Here is a 15,729-nt window from a genome sequence, read left to right on the forward strand (position 1 = left end):
GTTGAGGCTACCGCAGCGACGTAGTCAATGTCGCTGCGGTAGCCTCAACCTTCCTCAACCTTCCTCAACCTCTCTCAACTTCTCCACTATTCAAACAATGTTCTTTGCTGAGCGGGAGGTACAATCCCCAGGTGTTGGTAAGCTTTTTCGGTGGCTTCCCGACCACGGGGTGTTCTATGTAAAAAACCTTCCATGATTAAAAACGGTTCGTGTACCTCTTCAATTGTGCCTGCTTCTTCGCCGATAGCCGTCGCAATGGTAGAAATACCCACTGGGCCACCTTTGAATTTTTGGATGATGGTCGACAAAATTTTGTTGTCCATTTCATCCAGGCCGTATTCGTCCACATTCAGGGCTTCCAGGGCAATTTTGGCAATTTCTAGCGTAATCCGCCCATCGCCCTTGACCTGGGCAAAATCGCGTACCCTGCGCAGCAAGGCATTGGCAATCCGTGGGGTGCCCCGGCTCCGTCGAGCAATTTCGGAGGCACCATCATCCAGAATCTCCAGGTTTAGGATGCTGGCAGAACGGTGGATGATGCGCTTTAGGGTTTCTACATCATAATAATCCAGGTGACAGTTGATGCCAAAACGCGCCCGCATTGGTGCCGTCAACAAGCCCATCCGGGTGGTGGCGCCTACGAGGGTAAAAGGATTGAGCGTAATTTGAATACTCCGGGCATTGGGGCCGCTGTCGATCATGATGTCGATGCGGTAATCCTCCATGGCGGAGTACAAATATTCTTCAACTACGGTATTGAGGCGGTGAATTTCGTCAATGAATAAAACGTCCCCTTCGTTGAGGTTGGTGAGTAAACCCGCCAAATCACCCGGTTTTTCCAGCACGGGGCCCGAGCTCATTTTTAAACCCGTTTCCAGTTCGTTAGAGATGATGTGCGATAGTGTGGTTTTGCCCAAACCCGGTGGGCCGTGCAGCAAAACGTGATCCAGGGCTTCTCCTCTTTGTTTGGCCGCAGTGATGAAAATCTTGAGATTATCCACAATTCGGGGCTGTCCACTGAAGTCTTCCAGTGCCTTCGGACGCAAAGCGCGCTCTATTTGCTGTTCCTCCGTACCAATCTGCTTGCCAGAAGCATCCAATATAGGATTTGCCATTTAAATATTGTTTTTAAATTTGCGCAGCAAAATTTGAGGCCAATTCATTTTCCTGTTTTTTTGGCCTAAATTACTGCTGCTAAAGACGCGAAATTCGCGTCTCTACATTTTTTCAGCATTGAAAATACAATAATACAACAATGAGTGGATCAAAAGTAACCATTGAAAATGGAAAATTAACGGTGCCAAACGATCCGATCATCCCTTTCATTGAAGGAGATGGTACTGGAGCCGATATTTGGGCGGCCTCAGTTCGCGTTTTGGACGCCGCAGTGGAAAAAGCGTACAATGGTACACGCAAAATTCATTGGAAGGAAGTGTTGGCTGGTGAAAAAGCCTTCAACCTTACTGGCAGCTGGCTACCTGATGAAACGCTGCAAATTATTGACGAGTACCGCATTGCCATCAAAGGTCCTTTAACTACCCCGGTTGGTGGTGGTATCCGCTCTTTGAACGTTGCCTTGCGCCAGATACTCGACTTGTATGCCTGCGTTCGTCCGGTGCATTATTTCAAGGGTGTACCTAGCCCGGTTAAAGAGCCGGAACTGGTAGAAATGGTGATTTTCCGTGAAAACACCGAGGACATTTACGCTGGTATTGAATACCTGGCTGGTACTCCGGAGTTGGAAAAACTCAAAAAATTCCTGATTGAAGAAATGGGCGTTACCGGGATTCGTTTCCCTGATACCGTTTCCCTGGGGATTAAACCTGTTTCACAGGAAGGTACCGAGCGTTTGGTTCGTTCGGCCATCGAGTACACCATTGAGAACAACCTGCCTTCGTTGACCCTGGTACACAAGGGCAACATCATGAAGTATACCGAAGGTAAATTTAAGGACTGGGGCTATGCTTTGTTGGAGCGCGAGTTTGGTGACAAGGTGTTCACCTGGGCTCAATATGACCGCATTGCTGCCGTGGATGGCAAAGCTGTGGCCGACAAAACTCAAGCTGATGCCCTGGCTGCTGGTAAAATTCTGATCAAGGATGCCATCGCGGATGCCTTCCTGCAACAAATTCTGCTGCGCCCTGCTGAATATTCAGTGATTGCAACTTTGAACCTTAACGGTGACTACATCTCCGACGCACTGGCGGCGGAAGTAGGTGGAATCGGGATCGCTCCAGGTGCCAACATCAACTACATCAGTGGCAAAGCCATTTTTGAAGCTACCCACGGTACTGCTCCAAAATATGCAGGACAGGATAAGGTGAACCCAAGTTCGGTGATCTTGTCTGGTGAGATGATGTTCCGCTACATGGGCTGGAAAGAGGCTGCTGACCTGATCATCAAAGGTGTTGAGGGTGCCATCAACAAAAAACGAGTTACTTATGATTTCCACCGCCTGATGGAAGGAGCTACGCTGTTGAAGTGCTCTGAATTTGGTGATGAGATCATTGCGAACATGTAAATTAAAGATGAAAGATGAAAGAGGCTGCCGCAGCGTTTTTGACGATAATCTTGTCTAAGTCTCTGCGGTAGCCTCTTTCATCTCTTATCTTTCATCTCTATTCTCCGCTTTTCACAAACTTCTTCGTTCCCGTTCCATTCTCCGTAGTGACCTGCATCAGGTAGGTACCCGCTGGAAGTCCATCCACCGAAATCTGGAATTGATCCCGCTTCACGTTCGTGTATACTTTTTCCATAATTTGGCGACCAGCCATATCCATGATCCGTACATTGGCTTGTTTGGATACTTTATTCAGTGCCAATTGCAAATAAATGTCTTCACGTGCCGGGTTAGGGCTAATCGCAAATTCATTGGAGATGGAAGGCACATCGCGATCGCTGCTGATCACCAATGGGCCTACGTTCATGCGTACCACGTACACATTTTCCAAACCGTAACCAGTAGGGCTGTAGGTAACCGTACCCAAGTCTGAATCAAGTGCCGTAAAACTGGCGTAACGTGGTTTGTCGGCAGCAAATCCAGTCAACAACATCGGACGGCGATCGTAAGTGTCGTTCAACAGCAATTCAATGTCGGTGTCATCGCCAGTGAAATATTCAATCATGACCAAATAGGTGGTAGTGTCCGCTAATTCTACGGCTGGTTCACCATCTTCGGGGAAAGGTACAGTAATCAATCTAGCCCCCGTTTCAGTTCCTTTGATGTCGTAGAAATTGTCAGCGATCAAATCGCGTTCGGTTGCTTCTACCAATGCATTTTGATTGCGGTCATCCCAGGTGTACAAGCTCACCAACAAGGCAATCCCCTGGAGGTCTGCACCATTGTTTACCCCAAAAGAAACACTGCGCAAATAATTGCCTTTTCCTTTGACGATGTAATAACTGTTGCCATAAGCAGCTGAGTGGGGCTCGTTTACATCCCAGTTGTCGCCAGGAAGGGTCCAAGTGGAAGCACCCAATTCCTTGGCAAACGTAGTATCGGTAACGCGGAAGAAGAAACCTTCCAAGTTGTCGAAACGGTCGTAATCGGCTGAATCAGCTGCCGCCTGATAAATCATGGCGTAGGTTCCTTTTCTATTGGGAAGGAACTTAGGGGCAAAAATAGCCGTATCAATCTGGTTCGGTGCAATAGAAGTCGAGGTTACCGAATCCCGGAAAATGCGTGCATTGTTGGTAGAGTCAATGGCAGAGATGTACAACTTCAGGCCAGTTTGCGCTTTGGCACCAATGTTTTCAACTGCTGCGCCATATGGAATGGTTTCTGCCTGAGCCGCAGGTTGTTGCATATTGGGAGACAAGGCATAAAACTGCGTCAACGCCAGGTTGTTGGCCTCACGCTTCACCAGTTTAACGTCATCAATTGCCCAGTGGTAGTAATTACCATCGTAGCGGAATTTGATTTTGATGCTATCCGCGGTTTCACTACCCAGCAAGCGGACAGATTTATAGGGGTCGTCATTCTCTTCAAATGGTCTAACTTCTTCGTTGATTTGAGTAGAAACCCAGGTTTTGCCTCCATCTCTTGACCAATCAACGAAATATTCACTGTCAAAAAAGTGCGTCAGCGACTGATAAAACGACACATTCAATGCGGTACCTTTGGTCACCTTGATGGTTGGTGAGATCAATTCAGCACTGTGTGGAGCTGGACAAGGACCTTGTGCAAAATTGGTACACGATGCCGCACTTGCCAAATCCAGCGTTGCAGCATTCATGATCATCGCTCCGTTGCAACGGGTAGGCGAGAAGAACACCAACTGACCCGGAGAGGCTACCAAACAAGGAGAAGGAAAGGCATTGGCAGGAATCCAAGACCAGGCAAGCGCAGTATTGGGTTTGCCAGAGCAAGAAATGGTGTTGCTTTTCCAGCCGTTCAGGCCTCCATCAAAATCGCCTTCTTTGGCATTTTTACCCCATACTACCAAATTTGGATCGACAAAATCCGGGGTATTCGACTTGATGGTTACTTTCACTGCGCTGGTCAACAATGGTTTGATTTTATTGCCAGTCGCCAAAGACACCATAAAGCTAGGAATCGTTACCTGGTCTGCACCTACTCCAGTAGCCATTGAAAAAATGACCGGAGCTGTGGCAGTATTATTGATTACAATTACGGCAATGGCTCCCTTTTTTTGGGCATTGAGTACCTTTTCTGAAAAATTACAAGTTCCCCGATCGATAACCGCAATTTTTCCAGTTAAATCGGTTACAATTGGCGCAGCGGTACAGCCCAATGTTCCATTCGCTGCATCTTTAGCCTGGATCAATTCTCCAGAGAGCGTACAAAAATTGCGACCAAAAGTGGCCATTTCTGCGGCGTAATCACCAGCGATAGCAGCTGGCTCGGTTACCGTCAGCACGTGGCTTTGAGCAGTAATTTGGGAAGTGAAGATCAGTAGGAACAATCCCGCCAAAAGGGAATAGACTACTGAACAAGAGTGCGTAAAACTCCGCATAAGCGAATATTTATTTAAGTGATGAAATGTAACCAAAATTTGCGATGATCTGAAGAATGAAGGGTTTGAATGCAAAGGTAATAACCCGAAAATTACGGTTATAATGTAAAAGATCAAATTCTAAGCGGTTTTTTGTAGGAAGGGTTACAAAATAGACAACTTTGCAAGACTTGGAGTAAGGAGTTAAAGCCGCTTCATCCGCAAAAAAACCCGATACCCTGCATCCTGGACAAAGTGGATTTCAGCCCCAATCCGCTGTGCCCGCATTTTCATGTTTTGGATACCGTTGCCAGAACCGGTTTTGGAAATGGGGCTTATCTGGCCATCGTTGGCTATTTCCATTTCAAAAAAGCGGCCTTGTTGGCTCAGGCGGATGTTGACTTGCTTCGCCTGGGCATGTTTGGCCACATTGTTGATGGCTTCTTTAAAGATGTAGTACAAATCCTGGCGAATTTGGATGGGAATGCCCGTTTTGGTGTCCAGGTTTTTTAAAGTTACCTGGTATTGCACATTGAGGGGGCTCAGCACATCATTGGCATGTTCCTGCATGCGAAACAACAGGTCCTCGATGTGGTCTTTGCGGGAATCGATAGACCAGATCACGTCGTGCAAGCGCGACATGGCTTTGCGGGCGATTTCAGCAATTTTATTCAGTTTGGCAGCATCCACACTATTCGTGCCCAAGTGCTGCAACACCTCAGCTTGCATCGCAATTCCCGCCAGCAGTCCACTTACTTCATCATGAATGTCTGCCGCTATTTTGGTGCGTAGGCGTTCGATTTTTAACTTTTGCATCAGTCGCGAGCGCAAAGCATAATACACTCCCACTCCAAATGCCAGCGCAAGTAAAGCCCAGAACCACCAATATTTGTAGACATAAGTGAAGACCTGTACCTCCAGGATTAAACTTTTAGACCAATTTCCCCGGGGGTCGGCTCCCTGGATGCGCAAGCGGTATCGACCAGCGGGGAGTTGGTGGTACTTGATTTGATTGAGCCCCTCCAGCTCGGTCCAATCATGATCCAATCCTTCGAGCTTGTAGCGGTATTTGATTTTGTCCACATTCCAATACACGGGGAGAGTGAACTCCAGTTCCAGGTTTTGCTCATAAGCGCGAAGTTGTAGTTTGCGCAATCGTTGCAAATTGCGGGTAAAATCCCATAAGGTATCTTCCACCCAATTGTACTTGCTTACCCTAGTCAGGCATACCTGGGGCACCGTGTCCCTGCGCAACAAACGTTCCGGTCGGAAAGAATTTACCCCATTGATCGTACCGAAGTACATGATGTTGTCCTCGTCTCTAAAGAATGAATAGCGGGTAAATGAACTATGTGAAAACCCATCCAGGTCATAAAAATTGGTAAACTTTTCATCTTTTCGATCAAAACAAGAAATACCGCTGTGGGTGCTGATCCATAAATTGCCCAAATGGTCTTCCAAAATGCCCGAGATGGTGTTGCTGGCGAGACCATCAGACTGGGTGTAGTATTTGGCTTTTAAACTTTTCGGATTAAAGCGAATTAAACCTTGGGAAGAGCCCAGCCACAAAATCCCCTGCTGGTCTTCGTACACGCAATAAATCAATTGGGAACCCAATTCGCTGCGATCTAGGTAGGTTTCAAAATGGTTGTCTTGTAGGGTTTTTCCCGACACAATTTTGTACAAACCCCTATTGGTAGTTACCCAAAAAGTATTGTTCTTACTGCTGGTAATGTAATAAGGAAAAAGGTTGTTTAGCGGTGAGGGGTCTTCCGCCGTATAAAATGGGCGAAACTCTGCGGTTTCCCGGTTAAAAATCAACAATTTATAATGGCCATTGGGATATTCAGTTAAGAGCCAAAACTGGCCTTCAGCGTCAACTGAAAAAGCTCGAAACCGGGCTGGGTAGCGGTAAATTGTAGCCCTTTGAGTATTGATATTGTAGCGGATCAAGAGCCCTTTGTCCCTTCCTTGGCAGGCAATCCCCCAGAGGTAGTTGGGTTCCTGGTATTTGAGGTCAAAACAGCAATTGAAACGCAGCACCGTGTCCGTTTTTTCCTCAATGATGCGAATGGTATCCATGCCTTTTTGCAGTTCATTTTTGTTCAAGCGGTACCAATTGCTGTTTTCATTTGCAAAAAAAATATTGCCCCGGCCATCACTGGCCATGCCCCGCATGATTCGCCCAAAATCATCTTCAGCAATGTTTTTTTGGAGGTAACGCTGAACGATCCCCTGGTTGTTCTTGAATACTTTTAAACCCGTATCCACCCCAAAAAAGATAGTGCCGTAAAAATCGTCGCTGTACACAGCGATGATTTGTTTGCTCACACTGATGAATTTGCTAAAATCTTCAACCCGCCCACTTTTTTGAATGCAATAAAGATTTTTACTGATCGCAAAACGCAAATTGCCATCCGTTTTAGAAACCAGAACGTTCCCTTTTTTGTCTTGCCACCACAGTGAAAATTCACCATCTTCAGGAAGACCAGCAACAGCTTTGAAAGTCTTTTTCTGCGTGTTGTACTTAAACAGGTAATGGGTGCGGGCAAAAGCCAACCAAACCTGGCCGCTGTGATCACGTTTCAGGATGGAAATTCGTTGGTTGAATGCCTTAGTAGGTAAGGTTTTTCCTTCAAAATCACCAATGCCAAACTGCTTGACAACTCCTTGTCGGGTCACCAAACTCAAAATGCCATCTTTGTTGTTGCCAAAAATCCACTCGTTTTTACCTACTTTGATGGCTTCAAAAAGTTGATCGTTGGGTTCCCCCGTAAAGGTGGAGCTAAATTCTGCAATCCGATTAAAGCGAGTTGTTGCCAGGTCAAATTCATATAAGGCGATGATTTTATTTTGGCGATTTTGAAAACGGGTGAAAACCAGTACATTTCCGTCCTCATCTGCACGAATGCCTTGTACTTGTTCATTGGATCTGATTCCGCTGCGTTTGAGGTGGATGGTTTTTTTCTTAAAACTTTTATAATCAATTAAATCGAAAAATTCATTGTTGCGCAAATAAACGACCAACAATAAACTGTCTTGCAATAAGCGGGTAGCTTGCACATAATGGTCCGAAATGGCATAGGTATTATTGGGGTTGGTATTAAAAGTCAAAAAATTATACCCATCAAAACGTTGCAAACCGTGTGCCGTGCCGATCCAGAGCAAACCAGAAGGGTCTTTTTGGAGAGAAGTAACGGTCCAATCCGACAGGCCATCTCGCAAGGAAAAATACCGAAAAGGGATATCACCTTGCTGCGCATCGAGCAAAAGTACATGCAAAGACAGGAACAGCACCAGGCTGAATCTTTGTACAGGCAGTTGGAAATAAGTTTTAAACATGAAGTCCCCAAAATAATTCAGGTTCCAAAATAGAACGAATTTTAGTTTTAGCGGAGAAATAATTTCAACAAAATTACATGTTGTAGAAAAGTGATTAAATTCTTTTGTCCAACAACATCGAAACCAATTCGCCCCGGCTATTGATTTGTAATTTTTTGTAAATCTTTTTGATGTGATCACGAACCGTTTCCAAGGTTATCCCACAAGCATCGGCAATCATTTTGTAACTTTTGCCATCTACCAGCTCCCTTAGTATTTCTTTTTGTCGATCGGTTAACTCTACCTCGGGATTGTTTACCCTTTGCCGGAAGCGGAAAAAATTAACCACATGCCGCGCAATCGAAGGCGACATAAATGAGCCTCCTGCCGCTACGGTCAAAATTGCTTCCTGAACCATCAACAAAGGAGATCTTTTCGACAAATACCCAACCGCCCCTCTGCGCAAGGCTTCAAAAACATGCTCTTCCTCTTCGTATGAAGTCAGCATGATGATCTCCATATTTGGGTATTTTTTTTGGAGCAAATGGATGCCTTCCAGGCCAGAGATCCCGGGAAGATTGATGTCCAATAGTAGTATCTGCGGAGCATCAGTTTTTTGAAGCGCCAAAAATTTTTCTACAGAATCTGCTGTGGAATGGATTTCAAAATCGGCTTGGGAACTCAGAAAGTCAGCTAAACTTTCGCGTACCAACGCCTCGTCTTCAATGATGCTTAGATGGATACTGGCCATTGGGTTCAAGATGTTACACTAGTGATGATTCGATTTTAAACAAAGAAAAGTAAAAAAAAAATGTAAATCTGCCTAAAACTTATTCGAAAAGATAACTTTGCAGGCGACATTGTTACTTTACCAATGATAATTTGGAATTGAGTCCATTTTGGGCTTTTTTTTCGCGTAATGTTCAAGTTTACAATCATTGTTTTCGAAAATACACATGGGTATGTTAAAGTCAAAAATCGCTGGTATTGGATACTACGTCCCGGAACACGTGGTCACCAACCAAGACCTGACCCGAGTCATGGACACAACGGACGAATGGATTCAGGAAAGAACCGGAATTCAGGAGCGGCGCTACGGCAAAAAATTTGAAGAAACCCCCACGACCATGGCTGTTCATGCGGCCAAAATTGCCATAGAACGGGCTGGAATCCAGAAGGAAGACATCGACTTTATCATTTTTGCTACCCTGAGCCCTGATTATTATTTTCCCGGTTGTGGCGTGTTGCTCCAGCGAGAGTTGGGCATCACCAAAACCGAAATTGGCGCTTTGGATATCCGCAATCAATGCTCTGGTTTTGTATATGGCCTGTCGGTTGCCGATCAGTTTGTAAAAACGGGTATGTACAAAAATGTACTGCTGGTAGGCGCCGAAATGCACTCCATGGGGCTCGATTATTCTACCCGTGGCCGCAATGTAACCGTGATTTTTGGCGATGGTGCTGGGGCCGTTTTACTACAACCCACCTCGGAAGAAAACAAAGGAGTGCTCACCACCCATTTGCACTCCGATGGTACTTATGCGGAAAAACTGGCACTGATCAGCCCGGGTTCTCATGGTGCCTACCATTTCAATAAAATGGCGATTGAATGTGATTTTGGTTTTCCAGATGTGGAATTCGGGGAAGTATTTGTCAACCAAACCATGATCGACAATGCCTACACTTATCCGGTAATGGAAGGGCAGTTTGTGTTCAAAATGGCGGTGCAAAAGTTCCCGGAAGTGATCATGGAAGCCCTGGCCAAAACGGGGCTCAAACCCAGCGACATCAATATGCTCATTCCCCACCAGGCCAACCTGCGCATCAGCCAGTTTGTACAGGGCAAACTTGGCTTGAGTGATGACCAGGTATGGAACAACATCCAACGTTACGGCAACACCACCGCTGCTTCCATCCCCATTGCGCTCTGTGAAGCCTGGGAAGCAGGGAAGGTCAAAGAGGGAGATCTGGTGTGCCTGGCTGCCTTCGGCAGTGGCTTCACCTGGGGTTCGGCTTTAATTCGCTGGTAATTGACCAATGTGCTAATGGGGTAATGTCATGAACTGTTAAAAAAATAACCACTATATTTGTGCGGCTAGCCCATCAGCACATTAGCAAATTAGCACATTAAAAGCATGATTAACCCAAGTACCGTAGCCCTCCGGGCGCGTATTGACGAAGCCGTAAAAGACCTGCACGAACTGACCATTCGCATCAATCACAATGATTTGGCCAAAACGGTCAGCGATCTGCGCAACCGAATCAACGATCCCTTCATGTTTGTGATCGTTGGAGAGGTAAAGGCTGGCAAAAGTAGCTTCATCAATGCCTTGCTACAAACCGACCGGGAGATCACCAAGGTGGCACCCCAGCCGATGACCGATACCATTCAGCAAATTGTATATGGGGAAAAAGAAGAAGTGATCGTCATCAATCCTTACCTGAAAAAAATCCTGATCCCGGTTGAGATCCTTAAAGAAATAGCCATAGTTGACACTCCAGGTACCAATACCATCGTGGAGCACCACCAGGAGATCACCGAGTCCTTCATTCCTGCTTCGGACCTGATTGTATTTGTTTTTGAAGCCAAAAATCCCTACCGCCAATCGGCCTGGGATTTTTTCAAATTCATCCACGAGGAATGGCGCAAAAAGATCATTTTCGTGTTGCAACAAAAGGACTTGATGTCGGCTGAAGACCTGGAAGTGAATACCAAAGGGGTACACGATTACGCTGAAAAACAAGGCATCAACAATCCAGTCATTTTTGCCACCTCCGCCAAATTGGAAAAAGATGGCAACAAAACCGAAAGTGGATTCATCCCCGTCCGCCATTACATTCTGGAAAACATCACGGGTGGAAAAGCGCCAGTACTCAAGCTGGGCAATAGCGTCAGTACCTGTCTGCGCATCAATGACAGCATCCGCGAGGGTCTGGATTTGCGCCAACGCCAGTGGGAAGCCGATATGGAGTTTCGCAAAGACATCAAAAACACCCTCGACAACCAGGAATTAAAATCTTACAAGCAAGTCGATCAACTGGTAGAAAACATCCTGGCGGGTTACGACCGCACCACTCAAGCCAAAGAGCGCGAGTTGCGCGATGGTTTGTCCTTCTTTTCGCTGGTTCGGCGCTCCATTTCTTCCATTTTCACCAAAAAAACCTCGGCTAAAGAGTGGTTGGAAACCCTGGCTAAGGAATTGGAACAAAGCCTGAATACCACCCTGCGCGAAAAACTGCACGACGGCATCAACGATCTAGCCGATAACGTACAACAAATGGCCAAACTGATCGACCTGAAAATTCACACCAGTAAAAGTTTGTTGCAAAACGACCACGAAATATTCAGCGCCATTGCTGAACGCCGGCACAACATCTTTCGGGAGTTGCAGGAAAAATTTGAAGACTTCATCAAAAAGAGTGAAAGTTTTACAGATCAAAGTTTATTTCCAGACAAAACGCCGCTGCCGAGTTCTTTTGCTACCGGAAGTGGCATCGCCGTCATTGGTTTGATCCTGGCCGCCATCACTCAGGGAGCGGTATTTGACATCACAGGTGGAGTGCTCACCACCGTGGGGATTCTTTTTGCAGGCTTCGCCACCAGCGGGAAACGCCGTAAAATCATCGAAGGTTTCCAGGATGAAATTGTCAAAGGCCGGGAAAAAATTGAAATTGATGTAAGCGCACAATTGAAAGTATACATCAAGCGCCTCAAGGAACGCATCGACAGCAATTTTGATCCTTTCGACCTGATGCTCGACAAAGAAAAGGAACAACTCGCCGTTCTCAATCAAGAACAGGCAGTGATAAGCAATCAATTTGGCACTTTGGATACGGAAATTCAGGCAATGTTGGCTAGGATGTAAAGCAAGGTTTAGGATAGTTGAGGGAGGTTGAGATGGTTGAGGCTACCGCAGCGACATACACACCTTCACACACACATCACACACAAAACCTTTCTTGCGGTAGCCTAAACCTTCTCAACCTCCCTAAACCTTCTAAACTTCTATCCAAATCGCCATTTGGACTAATCTTTTTTTACCTTCAATCGAAAAAAACTTAACTTTACAAGCATTGACATTGATAACGTAGACCCGACCATTTGGTCTTAGCCTTCACCCGTTTGGTATGAAAAATAAAATTGTAGCTGCATTTTTGGCCTTGTTTGCAGGCATGTTTGGCGTCCACCGCTTTTATTTGCAACGCTGGTGGCAGGGAGTGATGTACATGGCCCTCGCTTTCATTACCATCATGATTACGGCTGATGGTGAGGGGCCTGCCTTCCTCATCCCGATGGTATTGGGCTTGGTTGATGCTTTGTTGTTCTTCGTGATGCCAACGGAGGATTTTGATGAAAAATACAACAAAAATCGCCTGCAACAAACCCAGCGTGAAACCTACTACGACGAAGCCGAGAGTGAGGCCGATCCTGCCGCTTTGATGGAAAAACCACAGCGGACTGCTAAATCTCCCCAAGGCTCCAAAGCCGGGAAAAAAGAAAACAAAAAGGAAGATTTTTTCAAACGCATCGGGATCGAGCAGTTCCGCAGTATGGATTTTGAAGGTGCGATTGAATCGTTTATGAAAGCGCTCGAAGACAACATCACTTCACCCAGCGTACATTTCAACTTGGCTTGTTGTTATTCGATGATTGAAAATACCGATAAAGCCCTGCAAAATCTGGAAAAAGCCATCGAAAATGGCTTCAGCGACATCTCCAAAATACAATCGCATCAGGCCTTGGCTTATGTGCGTAAACAACCCGAATTTGAGTCCTTTGTAGCCAATGGGTACCGCATTGTCAAACAATTGCCCCAGGCCCAACCTAATTTTTTGGATGCTCAAGTGAATGCACCCAGTTCGAGCAATGACACCAAAGATGTGCTGGATGAAGTGCTGCATTTGGGTGATTTGCGGGAAAAGGGGTTGATTTCGGAGGAGGAGTTTGTGGCGCAGAAGCGGAAGTTACTGGGTTAAGTTGCTGCTGAGGTGAGTCTGTGGTGTCTTAGGTTTCTTAGGTGGTGAAAGAATACCCTGCTACGCAGGTTTTTCTTTTTTACCACTTAAGAAACCTAAGACACTTAAGGAATCACCTAAGAAATGATGTGCCAGAGGCGCTTTAGTTCTTTCCTGGTGTTACTGCTGTACCAAGTTTACCTGCATCACCGGCTCATGCTCACCTGAAATACCCTCGGCCTGGAAACGCTTGCGCACCGCTTCTTTGGCATAAGCTTGGGCATCCAGATAAATATCGGGCACCACACTATAGCGAAAAGCCAGAGTTGTAGCCATTGGCGACAAATCCACGACTGGTGAAGTAATCGGCAGTTCCGCCAAATAGCCAGGTGACTGTTTTGCCACCTCTTCAAAAATCCGCCGCACTTTAACCATGTCTTCAGTAGGATCAATCGGCACCAGGGTTTCCAAAACCCGCGTCCCGGCTAAACTCAAGTTTTCAATCGCCCCGCTGGTGATCGCCGAATTGGGGATGATGATGGTCCGGTTGTCGGGCGTGGTCAGTATGGTAGTGAATATTTGAATTTCTTTGACCACTCCATTGAAACCTTGTACAGTGATCAAATCGCCCACCCGGTAAGGCCGGAACAATAAAATCAACACCCCAGAAGCAAAATTGCTTAAGCTGCCTTGCAGTGCCAAACCTATTGCCAAACCCGCTGCGCCCAAAATGGCTACAAAAGAAGTAGTTTGAATGCCGACGATTCCAGCGGCACTGAACACCACCATCACTTTAAGCAATACACTGACCAAACTGAGCAAAAAGGGGCGTAAACTTTGATCCACTTTGGTCTTTTCCATTCGGCGGCTCATGATTCCCACAATCCAGTTGCAAATCCAAAGTCCGATCAGCAAAACGAGGAGGGCACCGGCTAATTTTGGGGCAAAATTCGTGGCGAATTCCATAAATTTGCTCGCCTTTTCTGTAACTTGTGTTGGTTCCATTTTTAAATTTTGATTTTTTAAGCGTGTTTTAGCTTTGGCTAAAATAAGGCGTATAATTCGAGGCAAAAAATTTACACATTAAAAAACCTTTAATTTTGCAAAAACCTTTTCCCGGCAAAGAAGTGGCGCTACAAAAAATGCAACGCTACTGCGCTTTTCAGGAACGCTGTCACAGTGAAGTCCGCCAAAAACTGCTGGAAATCTCCGTATATGGCGATACGCTGGAGGAGATCATTGCCGAGCTGATCTCGGAGAACTACCTGAACGAAGAACGGTTCGCCCGCGCCTACGCCCGCGGCAAATTCCGCACCAAAGCCTGGGGCCGCATTCGCATTCAAATGGAACTCAACATGCGCAAAGTCTCCGCTTATTGTATCCGCAAAGGTTTGGAGGAAATTGATGAGGCGGATTATCTGGCCACCCTCGAAAAAATCATCGCCAAAAAACTGGCAGAACTGCAGGGAGAGGATAATTTTACCGCTCAACAAAAAACGGCTCAGTACGCCATGCGCAAGGGGTATGAATCGGAATTGATTTGGAGAGCCATAAAAAGTTGAGGAAAGTTGAGAAGGTTGAGGCTGCCGCGAGCGACTTAGACAATGTTTGTGTATAAGTCACTCGCGGCAGCCTCAACTTTCTCAACCTCCCTCAACCTCTCTCAACCTAAACAAAGCATGAACCTACACGAAGACCTATACCAATTACTCGAAGCCGCCGTAGATCAATACAACCGCCCCGGCTTTATTGAGTCCGATCCCATTTCCATTCCCCACCAGTTCAGTCTCAAACAAGACCGCGAAATCATGGGCTTCTGGACGGCCATGCTCGCCTGGGGCCAACGCAAAACCATCATCAACAATGCCCATAAATTGGTGGAACTGATGGATGGCGCGCCCTACGATTTTATCCTGAATCACCAGGAAGAAGACCGCCGGGCTTTCCTCGACTTCAAACACCGCACCTTCCAGGCTACGGATACCTTGTATTTTCTGGAATTTTTCCAGCACTATTACCGCCATCACGATTCCCTCGAGGATGCTTTTGCGCGGCACCTCTCCCCTACTGCTCCTCACACAGAGGCTGCGCTGGCGGGTTTTCAGCAATTGTTTTTTGCCTTGCCCGATGCGCCTCATCGCACCCGCAAACACATTCCTACGCCCCTGCGCGGCTCCACCTGCAAGCGCCTGAATATGTTCCTGCGCTGGATGGTGCGCAAGGACAACAAGGGGGTGGACTTTGGAATTTGGGAGCGGATTTCGCCGGGGCAGTTGTTGATTCCGCTGGATGTGCATGTGGATCGGGTGGCCAGGCATTTGGGGCTGTTGGAACGGAAGCAAACGGATTGGGGGGCGGTGCTGGAATTGAGTGAGGTTTTGCGGGGCTTTGATGCGGGGGATCCGGTGAAGTATGATTTTGCGTTGTTTGGGATGGGGGTATTGGGGGAGGGTGAAGAGCCTTAAGCGAGACATAACATAAAAAATTCACATAACCA

11 protein-coding genes are annotated in these 15,729 nt (G+C 46.5%); 6 read left to right on the plus strand and 5 right to left on the minus strand.

Translation table 11 applies throughout. The annotated features are described in order from the left end of the window. Positions 1-86: 86 nt before the first annotated feature. Positions 87-1,115, minus strand: a complete 1,029-nt coding sequence (gene ruvB, locus ACEW9O_RS17290) for a Holliday junction branch migration DNA helicase RuvB (RefSeq protein WP_373551438.1) — start codon at positions 1,113-1,115, stop codon at positions 87-89. 140 nt (positions 1,116-1,255) lie between these two features. On the opposite strand from ruvB, the gene icd reads away from it, so the two are divergent. Beyond that, on the plus strand, positions 1,256-2,521 hold the full coding sequence (icd, locus tag ACEW9O_RS17295; RefSeq protein ID WP_373551439.1) for an NADP-dependent isocitrate dehydrogenase: 1,266 nt from the start codon (positions 1,256-1,258) through the stop codon (positions 2,519-2,521). A gap of 97 nt (positions 2,522-2,618) precedes the next feature. On the opposite strand, the gene ACEW9O_RS17300 is transcribed toward icd, so the two are convergent. The 3 genes from ACEW9O_RS17300 to ACEW9O_RS17310 all read right to left on the minus strand — a co-directional run bounded on the left by ACEW9O_RS17300 (position 2,619) and on the right by ACEW9O_RS17310 (position 9,027). Beyond that, on the minus strand, positions 2,619-4,976 hold the full coding sequence (locus ACEW9O_RS17300) for a PA domain-containing protein (RefSeq protein WP_373551440.1): 2,358 nt from the start codon (positions 4,974-4,976) through the stop codon (positions 2,619-2,621). 183 nt (positions 4,977-5,159) lie between these two features. After that, complete coding sequence (locus tag ACEW9O_RS17305; RefSeq protein WP_373551441.1) at positions 5,160-8,297, minus strand: two-component regulator propeller domain-containing protein; 3,138 nt, start codon at positions 8,295-8,297, stop codon at positions 5,160-5,162. A gap of 94 nt (positions 8,298-8,391) precedes the next feature. After that, complete coding sequence (locus tag ACEW9O_RS17310; protein ID WP_373551442.1) at positions 8,392-9,027, minus strand: response regulator; 636 nt, start codon at positions 9,025-9,027, stop codon at positions 8,392-8,394. A 211-nt stretch (positions 9,028-9,238) separates the two neighbouring features. Here ACEW9O_RS17310 and ACEW9O_RS17315 point away from each other — a divergent pair, with 211 nt between their 5' ends. The 3 genes from ACEW9O_RS17315 (at position 9,239) to ACEW9O_RS17325 (ending at position 13,253) form a co-directional block, all read left to right on the plus strand. Continuing rightward, positions 9,239-10,306: a 3-oxoacyl-ACP synthase III family protein gene (locus ACEW9O_RS17315; RefSeq protein WP_373551443.1), complete on the plus strand. Its 1,068-nt coding sequence runs from the start codon at positions 9,239-9,241 to the stop codon at positions 10,304-10,306. 105 nt (positions 10,307-10,411) lie between these two features. Then, complete coding sequence (locus tag ACEW9O_RS17320) at positions 10,412-12,142, plus strand: dynamin family protein (protein WP_373551444.1); 1,731 nt, start codon at positions 10,412-10,414, stop codon at positions 12,140-12,142. Positions 12,143-12,404: 262 nt separating this feature from the next. Then, a complete protein-coding gene (locus ACEW9O_RS17325) occupies positions 12,405-13,253 on the plus strand; it encodes an NINE protein (RefSeq protein ID WP_373551445.1) in 849 nt (282 codons plus the stop codon). 159 nt (positions 13,254-13,412) lie between these two features. On the opposite strand, the gene ACEW9O_RS17330 is transcribed toward ACEW9O_RS17325, so the two are convergent. After that, positions 13,413-14,237 (minus strand): mechanosensitive ion channel family protein, encoded by an 825-nt coding sequence (locus ACEW9O_RS17330; RefSeq protein ID WP_373551446.1) that lies wholly within the window; start codon positions 14,235-14,237, stop codon positions 13,413-13,415. 95 nt (positions 14,238-14,332) lie between these two features. On the opposite strand from ACEW9O_RS17330, the gene ACEW9O_RS17335 reads away from it, so the two are divergent. Both ACEW9O_RS17335 and ACEW9O_RS17340 read left to right on the plus strand, forming a co-directional pair. Next, complete coding sequence (locus tag ACEW9O_RS17335; protein WP_373551447.1) at positions 14,333-14,794, plus strand: regulatory protein RecX; 462 nt, start codon at positions 14,333-14,335, stop codon at positions 14,792-14,794. 117 nt (positions 14,795-14,911) lie between these two features. Beyond that, positions 14,912-15,697 (plus strand): TIGR02757 family protein, encoded by a 786-nt coding sequence (locus ACEW9O_RS17340; RefSeq protein ID WP_373551448.1) that lies wholly within the window; start codon positions 14,912-14,914, stop codon positions 15,695-15,697. Positions 15,698-15,729 lie beyond the last annotated feature (32 nt).

Source organism: Haliscomenobacter sp., from assembly GCF_041740695.1.
Taxonomy (GTDB): domain Bacteria; phylum Bacteroidota; class Bacteroidia; order Chitinophagales; family Saprospiraceae; genus Haliscomenobacter.